Annotated in this window: 1 pseudogene; it reads right to left on the bottom strand. The window is 57.8% G+C overall.

From position 1 onward, the window contains the following. Positions 1-883, bottom strand: a pseudogene (locus Xedl_RS19800) (type IV secretion protein Rhs); the annotation flags it as partial.

Raw genomic sequence — 883 nt, 5'->3', positions numbered from 1 at the left:
CCGACATGGTTAGCTTCAACTTTGGCCTGCCAGTGCAACCCCGCGACCGGATGATAGGTGCTTTCAACGGTCTTGCTGTCCGGGTAATCACGCTGAATATCGCCGTGCGCCTGCGTTTCTTTCACGATGCGATCTTTCGCATCGTATTCAAACGTCAGCGGCGCACTCTCCGGCGCCGTCACGACAAGCAAACGCCCCAGAATATCGTAACCATAAGTGGTTGTCCCTTCCGGCGTATGCATCGCGGTCATGCGGCTGGCGGCATCGTACTCAAAGCGCGTGATGTGGCCCACCGCATCCCGTTTTTCCATGCAGTTACCGTTGCCATCATACGCATAGTGCCACTGCGTGCCGGCATAGTCGGTTTCGGTGATCACCCGCCCGTCGGCATCCAGCGTATAGCGATAGCTTTCGCCCTGCGGGTTAATGACTTCAACGAGTTGCAGGCTGTCAGGGTCATAACGATACTGCCAGCGATGGCCTTCCCCATCCACACGCGCCACCGGTAAGTCAAACGGACCGTATTCGATATGCCATTGCACACCCCGCGCATCTGTCCATTCGGTCAGGTTGCCGTGCCGATCATGGCGAAAACGCTCTGTGCTGTTGTTCGGCCGATCGCTTAAGGCCACCCGGTGATGGCGATCGTATTCCCACAGCCATAATGCCCCGCCCCCCGAAGCCAGTCGCTGCAAGCGGTCATGGCTGTCGTAGCCCAGCCGCAGGCTGCGGTTTTCTTCATCAAACAGTCGGGTCAGCCGTTTCTGTGCGTCATATTCCCACGACCGCTTGTATCCCTCCGTGTCCTCTGCCGCAATCACCAGCCCGAACTCATTGCGCATCAGCGTGGTTTTATTGCCATCCGGGGCAATAAAGCAGTCGG

This window comes from Xenorhabdus eapokensis (assembly GCF_001908105.1).
Note: the sequence above shows the minus strand (reverse complement) of the source record. Positions and strands in the feature narration are given on the sequence as shown.